The following is a 7281-nucleotide window of genomic DNA, read 5'->3' on the forward strand; positions in this document are numbered from 1 at the left end:
CAAGAAAATGCCCGGGACGCAGGTCCCGGGCATTTTTTGTTTCAGCGCGGCAGAATCAGAACGTCACGCTGGCGCTCAACTTGGCAGTACGCGGCTCGCCGACGTTGACTTGCAACTGGCTGCCGGTGGAGGACGGGTAGTACTGCTTGTCGAACAGGTTGTCGACGTTCAACTGTAGCGAAGTTTTTTGCCCGAACACCGGTGCCTCCCAGCGCAGGAAGGCGTCGGCGACGGTGTAGCTGCTGAGCCAGAAATCGTTCGCCGCGTTAGCCGCACGCTCGCCGACGTAACGCGCCCCCGCACCGGCGTGCCAGGCACCGAATTCGGCCGGGACGTTCAAGTGGTGCGACAGGTACAGGCTGGCGGTGTGCTTGGGCGCGTCGGGCAGGCGGTGACCTTCATTTTTCGGGTCATCGAGGATTTCAGTGTGGGTATAAGCATACGTCCCGATCAAGTCCCAACGCTCCGCCAGGCGGCCGGTGATGTCGAGTTCGAGGCCTTGGGAGCCAACCTTGCCCGCAGCTTCTGCCAGCGTTACGCCGTTGACTGTCGAGGAGGTCACGACGTTTTTCTTCTCGATATCGAACAGCGCAAGGTTAATGTTCAGGCCCGGTAGCGGATCGTACTTGGCGCCAATTTCGTAGCTACGGCCTTCCTCCGGCTTGAAGGTGCTGAGGTTGTCGTCCACGGTGTCGTTAGGCTTGAACGAGCGACTGTAGTTGCCATACAGCGACAGCGCCTCGGTGGCTTTATAGACCAGGCCCAGGAACGGGACGAAGGCATCGCCGTTGTCGTCGCGGACCGGCACCCTGGTGACCAACCCTTGCTTGGCGAACTGATCGTAATGCTGGTAGCGACCACCCAAGACCAGAATCCAGCGATCATCCAAGTGCCAGTTGTCCTTCAGGTAGACCGAGCTGGAAGTCAGCTGATTGCTCAGATTGCTTTGGGTCGGGCTGATAACGCTGGGCTCTCCCAGGCCGCCGTACACCGGTGCTGTGATATCGAAGCCCCCCCGCACTGCCCCACGGTAGGTCTTGCCACGGTATTGGTCCGATACCTGATTATCAGCCCCGATCAACACGTCATGGCGTTGACCGAAGAGTTCCTGTTTACCGATGAAGTCCCAGCTGGCGTAACGGGTTTCGTCATCGTAATGAGCGCCGTTGGCGGCTCGACGCAGATTATTGCCAATCAGCGAGTTGGGCTGCGCAATCGAAAGGCTGTACCGATCGTTGTTCCAGCCATAAGTCACCCGGGTTTTCCACGCCTCACTCAACTCATACTCGAATCGCGCCGTCGCCGTTTCGCGAATACCGACGCTCTTGGCCCAAGGCTCATCCAGGCGCTTGTCATAATCGATGTCAGCCGGATGCCCATTCTTGAACACGGTGCCACGATCAAACGGATTGGAATATTCGTTGTATTCATAACTCAGGTTCAACGAAGCCCGCTCTCCCGTCCAAGCCAGGGACGGCGCCACCAGGGTGCTCTCGTTGACGCCGTAGTTGCGCCAGTAATCCTCATGCCCGCGTTCGGCTATCAGGCGATAGGCCAACCCGGTGTCGCCCAGCGGCCCGGTGGTGTCCAGGGCCATGGTGCCGCCGCCTTCGCTGTAGGCCGAGCCGCTGAGCGTGGTGCTCTGGGTGTATTCCGGTTTCTTGCTGATGACGTTGATCAGCCCACCGGGCTCCAGCGCGCCGTACAGCATCGAGGCCGGCCCCTTGAGCACTTCGACCCGTTCGGTGGTGGCGCTGAAGTTGTGCCCCAGGTTCGAACGCACGCCGTCGCGCAGGATCGAGCCGTCGTCGTTGGTGCCGAACCCACGCTTGACCAATGAGTCCCGCGAGCCGCCCAAGGTGTTGCCCTGGCTCACGCCGCTGACGAACTTCATCGCGTCGTTCAGCGAACGCACCTGGTAGTCCGCCAGGGTCTGCTGGGTTACCACGTTGATCGATTGCGCCTCTTCCTTGATCGGTACATCGCTCTTGCTCGCCGTGCTGGCTTGCGACGTCGTATAGCCCTCGTCCTGAGTGACACGGCTGCCTTGCACGTTGGTGGTGGGCAGTTCCAAAGTGTCTTGTGCCCTCAGGGGGCTTGCCATGAAACAGCAGGACAGCGCGGGTAAAACACATTTGACGAGAGCGTTGCGGTAAGCGAGAGGGGTGGAACGATTCAAGACGCGCACTCACACAGGGATAGGAATGAGAGCGAATATACTTTGAGAATGATTCCCAGTAAATCTTTCTAACATCTCCCTGCTTGACTCTGCGCACAAAAAAAGGCGCCGGATGATGAGTCCGGCGCCCTTGATGGTTGCCCTCTTCCAGTCTCGGGCAGGTTCAGGTCAGTGGTCGACGGCGGCCCCGGCTCCTCTCGGTACGCGGATGTCTTCGACCAGGTGCTGGATGTGCTCCGGTGGCGGCGCGGTAAAGCGTGACACCACCACAGCGGCCAGGAAGTTGAAGAGCATCCCCAACGTGCCAATGCCTTCAGGGGAAACACCCAGCCACCAATGTTCAGCCGTGTTCATCGTCGGGTTGATGAACTTGAAGTAGACGATGTAGGTGAACGTGAAGGTCAGCCCAACGATCATCCCGGCGATCGCACCTTCGCGGTTCATGCGCTTGGAGAAGATCCCCATGACAATCACCGGGAAGAACGAAGACGCCGCCAACCCGAAGGCGAACGCAACCACCTGGGCGACGAACGCGGGTGGGTAGATGCCAAACAATCCGGCAATCAACACCGCCACACCGGCGGCAATGCGGGCCGCGAGCAACTCCTGCTTTTCATTGATCCTGGGCATGATGTTGCTTTTGAGCAGATCATGGGAAATCGAGGTGGAGATCACCAGCAACAGCCCCGCTGCCGTCGAAAGCGCCGCCGCCAGGCCACCGGCCGCGATCAACGCGATTACCCACCCCGGCAGGCCGGCAATTTCGGGGTTGGCCAAGACCATGATGTCGTTGTCGACATAGAGTTCATTGGGCACCGGCGAGAGCGGGTTCTTGAGCAATCGTTGCTCATGCGCCCCGCGCTCACCGGTAAAACTCGGCGTCCCGACCAGAGCCGCGCCCGGGCTGTACTGGATGATGCCGTCGTTGTTCTTGTCCGCCCACGCAATCAGTCCGGAATTTTCCCAAGCCTTGAACCAGGCCGGTGCGGTGGCATAACTGACGTTGGGAATGGAAGTCAGCAGATTGGTGCGCGCGAACGCCGCCACGGCCGGTGCGGTGGTATAGAGAATGGCGATGAACAGCAAGGCGTAGCCGGCTGACTTGCGTGCATCGCGGACGGTGGGCGTGGTAAAGAACCGCACGATCACGTGGGGCAGGCCCGCGGTGCCGACCATCAGCGCCATGGTGATGAAAAACACGTCCATGGTCGACTTGGTGCCATCGGTATAGGCAGAGAAGCCTAATTCGGCACCCAGGCCGTTGAGTCGCTCGATCACGCTCTGCCCCGAGCCGGCGGCCTCGCTGATAAAGCCCAACTGCGGTATCGGGTTGCCGGTGATCATTATCGAGATGAAAATCGCTGGCACCATGTAGGCGAAGATCATCACGCAATACTGAGCCACCTGGGTGTAGGTGATGCCCTTCATGCCGCCCAATACCGAATAAAAGAACACGATGGCCATGCCGATCATGACACCGGCATTGATATCCACTTCCAGGTAACGGGAAAAAACGATCCCGACGCCGCGCATCTGCCCTGCCACATAGGTAAAGGAAATGAAGATCACGCAGATCACCGCCACCACCCGTGCCGTCTGCGAGTAATAACGCGCCCCGACGAACTCGGGTACCGTGAACTTGCCGAATTTTCGCAGGTACGGCGCCAGGCACATCGCCAACAGCACGTAGCCACCGGTCCAGCCCATCAGGTAGACAGAACCGTCGTAACCGGCGAAGGCAATGATCCCCGCCATGGAGATGAACGAGGCCGCCGACATCCAGTCCGCACCGGTGGCCATGCCATTGAGTACCGGATGCACGCCCTTGCTGGCGACGTAGTATTCGCTGGTGGAACCGGCACGCGTCCAGATTGCAATCGCGATGTACAACGCGAAGGTGGCGCCTACGACCAGGTAGATCAGGGTTTTTGTGTCCATGCGGGCCGTCCTCAGTCTTCGTGGACATCATATTTGCGATCGAGCTGATTCATCTTCCAGACATAGAAGAAGATCTCGAGCACAAAGACGTAGATGGAACCCTGCTGCGCGAACCAGAACCCCAGGGGGGTGCCGAAGAAGCTGATGGTGTTGAGTGAGTCGACCAGCAAGATGCCGAAACCGAACGACACCAGGAACCAGATGGCCAGCAGTACCAGCATCCAACGTAGGTTTTCCTTCCAGTAGGCACGCGCAGCCTGGTGCTTTTCAGTGGACATGGAGACGCCCTCTTATTTGTTTTTATTGTTTTGCATTTCAAACCGTAGCAGCCGTCGAGCGACGCGCTAGTACGACTTTCGTCTAATTCGTAACAATAGGTATTGACATCCTGCCGCACCGAAACGACAGGGTTAACGTGCGCCAGCATCGCAGGGTGATATCAAATCGCCCAAATCCGCTAAAGCTTTGCCGCTATCGGTCGAATGTATTCCATTAAGAGATTTTTTTGCCCAGGAGCAGCGGCATGCAGACGTTAAAGGCCTTGTACGAGTCTATCGAGATGCAGTTTTTCGATACCCTCACCAAAAAGCTGTCGAGCCTTTTCCTGTTGGTGCTGGTCAGTGGCTTGCTTTATTGGGTCGCCCTCAGCGCCCGCGCCGAGATCCTGCTGCTGTTGCGCAATGCGCAGTTGGACGCCGCGCTGTTGGGGCAAATCGAGGCTCGGCTCGATAGCCTTACCCATGCCCTGCTCTTCGGCGCTGTCCTGACCCTGGGCATGATCAGTTTCATGGTCTGGTATTTCCGCCACCTCATCGTGCGCCCCGTCACCGCCATGACCAAGGCCCTGGAAGAGATCGCCAACGGCGAAGGCGACTTGTCCAAGGACCTGCCGCTGGTGACCCACGACGAGATCCGCACGCTGGCCGGCACCTGCAACCGTTTCCTGGCCAAGCAACGGGAAATCATCAGCAACGTCCAGGCCCTGACCGTGCACATCGCTGTCGAGTCCGCCCGCTCGCTGAAGAACATCAGCGACTCCAGCGACAGCGCCACCCACCAGGCCCGCTTCGCCAAGGAAGTGATGGACCAGAGCAACACCGCCGTGGGCCGAATCGAAGAAGTCTCGCGCCAGACCCAAGGCATCTCCAGCACCACCGCGCAGAACCTGAGCATGGCCCGCGATTCCTATGCCGAGCTGCTGGAAGTGACCGGCAACATCAGCGAAATCTCCAGCAGCCTGGGTGAATTCGCCACCCTTGTGAGCGCCTTGAACCAACGTTCGTCGAGCATCAAGTCGATTGTCGGGTTGATCCAGCAGATTTCTGCCCAGACCAACCTGCTGGCCCTCAATGCCGCCATCGAAGCCGCCCGGGCCGGCGAAAGCGGCCGTGGCTTCGCGGTGGTGGCCGATGAAGTGCGGACCCTGGCACAGAACGTCAGCCGTGCCACCGACGATATCTCGCGCAACATCGATGCCATGCTCGATGAAGTCAGTTCCACTCATGAACAGACCACGCAGATCAGCCACAGCGCCCGGGAAACCCAGAAAGTGGTGGAGCGCGCCTCCGGCCATTTCGAAAGCATGATCGTCGACTTCGAATCCACCAACGGCAAGCTGGCGGACATCGCGACTCATATCCAGCAGTTCGCCGACAGCAACACCGGTATCAACGACCGGGTCACCCAGATCCACGCCGACAGCCAGTTGATCGACCAGCGCATGCAGCACTCGGCAACGGCCACACGCGACCTGTCTGGCGTGGCCGAAAAGGTCCAGGCACTGCTGGGGCGTTTCGTGCTCGGCCATGGCAAGCTGGATGCCGCCATCACCCGCGCCAGCGAGTGCCGCGACACCCTCCAAGTTCGCTTGGAAGCCCTGCAACGCGAAGGCCTGAACCTGTTCGATCAGAATTACCAACTGATTCCCGGCACCGACCCCAAGCAGTACATGGCCAGCTATACCGAACGCTTTGCCCAGGTCTGTCAGGAAGAATGCGACAAGCTCACCCGCAGCACGCCGGGTGGCAAGGTTTCGTTCATCGTCGACAGCAAGGGCTACTGCCCGGTGAACAACAGCTGGGTCTCCAAGCCGCCGACTGGCGACCGGGCGGTGGATTTGCCGGTGTGCCGCAACAAGCGCATCTTCAACGACCCGATCGGCCTGCGCGCGGCGGGCAACGTCCAGCGCTTCCTGCTGCAGACCTACCTGCGCGATACCGGGGAAATCATGACCGAGATCGACGTACCGTTCTTCTTCGGCGGTCGCCATTGGGGCAACTTGCGGGTGGGCTTCGATGCGGCGGTGTTGTTGGCGGACTGATCAGCACCGGAATCAAGCCAGACAACTGCCCTGTGGCGAGGGAGCTTGCTCCCGCTCGGCTGCCCTGTAGGAGCTGACGAGTGCAACGAGGCTGCGATCTTTCCCAAGACACTTGAGTTCCAAGCGAAAGATCAAAATCAAAAGATCGCAGGCTTCGCCAGCTCCTACAGAGTCCAGCGGGAGCAAGCTCCCTCGCCACAAAGGATTTGTGGCGTATGCACATCCTGAGAACACCCCAAAACAACTGTGGGAGCGAGCAAGCTCGCTCCCACAAGGGTTACATCATCCACTGGCAGTCAGCGGATCAACAGCACTTGGGCCCACCCTTGCCGCCGTAACGGGCCTCCTGGCGTTCACGGAAGAACGCCTCGTAGTCCATCATCGGCTTGTCCGGGTGCTTGGTTTGCATGTGCTCGACGTAGTTGTCGTAGTCAGGCATGCCGACCATCAGGCGGGCGGCCTGACCGAGGTATTTACCCAGGCGACTCAAGTCATTGAACATCGTTGCAATCCTCTATCAAGCGTCCGGCAGGGCCTGGAATGGCGCTTCCTTGTCCGTGCGTTCTTTCGTGCCCCAGGCGGCGATGCCGACCTTGAGCGCGTAGAACAGGATGCTGAAGACCACGAACAGGAACAACACCGTCAGCGTTGCGTTGGTGTAGGCGTTGAACACCACGTGCTGCATCTGCTCGATGCTCTTGGCCGGGGCCAGGATCTGGCCGGCGGCCAGGGCATCGTTGTATTTGCGCGCCAGGGCCAGGAAGCCGATCGCCGGGTTGGCGTCGAACAGCTTGATCAAGCCCGCGGTGGTGGTGCAGATCAGCAGCCAGGCCGCCGGCAGCAG

General features: G+C 59.5%; 5 protein-coding genes and 1 pseudogene. 1 reads left to right on the forward strand and 5 read right to left on the reverse strand.

All coding sequences use genetic code 11. From position 1 onward, the window contains the following. Nucleotides 1-55 precede the first annotated feature (55 nt). From AD659_RS23750 to AD659_RS23760, 3 genes are all read right to left on the reverse strand, one after another. Nucleotides 56-2104 carry a TonB-dependent siderophore receptor gene (locus tag AD659_RS23750; RefSeq protein WP_231987697.1) on the reverse strand — a complete coding sequence of 683 codons (2049 nt, stop codon included), beginning with the start codon at nt 2102-2104 and terminating at the stop codon, nt 56-58. Nucleotides 2105-2347: 243 nt separating this feature from the next. Then, the gene (locus AD659_RS23755; RefSeq protein WP_053125552.1) at nt 2348-4117 is read right to left on the reverse strand and encodes a sodium:solute symporter family protein; all 1770 of its coding nucleotides are present in this window, start codon (nt 4115-4117) and stop codon (nt 2348-2350) included. Nucleotides 4118-4128: 11 nt separating this feature from the next. Further along, the gene (locus AD659_RS23760) at nt 4129-4395 is read right to left on the reverse strand and encodes a DUF4212 domain-containing protein (RefSeq protein WP_053125553.1); all 267 of its coding nucleotides are present in this window, start codon (nt 4393-4395) and stop codon (nt 4129-4131) included. A gap of 245 nt (nt 4396-4640) precedes the next feature. Here AD659_RS23760 and AD659_RS23765 point away from each other — a divergent pair, with 245 nt between their 5' ends. Next, nucleotides 4641-6437, forward strand: a complete 1797-nt coding sequence (locus tag AD659_RS23765; RefSeq protein ID WP_053125554.1) for a methyl-accepting chemotaxis protein — start codon at nt 4641-4643, stop codon at nt 6435-6437. A 304-nt stretch (nt 6438-6741) separates the two neighbouring features. On the opposite strand, the gene AD659_RS23770 is transcribed toward AD659_RS23765, so the two are convergent. Both AD659_RS23770 and AD659_RS23775 read right to left on the reverse strand, forming a co-directional pair. Further along, on the reverse strand, nt 6742-6939 hold the full coding sequence (locus AD659_RS23770; RefSeq protein WP_003182142.1) for a YbdD/YjiX family protein: 198 nt from the start codon (nt 6937-6939) through the stop codon (nt 6742-6744). Between the two features lie 15 nt (nt 6940-6954). Further along, nucleotides 6955-7281 (reverse strand): annotated as a pseudogene (locus AD659_RS23775) (carbon starvation protein A); the annotation flags it as partial.

The organism is Pseudomonas thivervalensis, from assembly GCF_001269655.1.
GTDB classification, from domain to species: Bacteria; Pseudomonadota; Gammaproteobacteria; order Pseudomonadales; family Pseudomonadaceae; genus Aquipseudomonas; species Aquipseudomonas thivervalensis.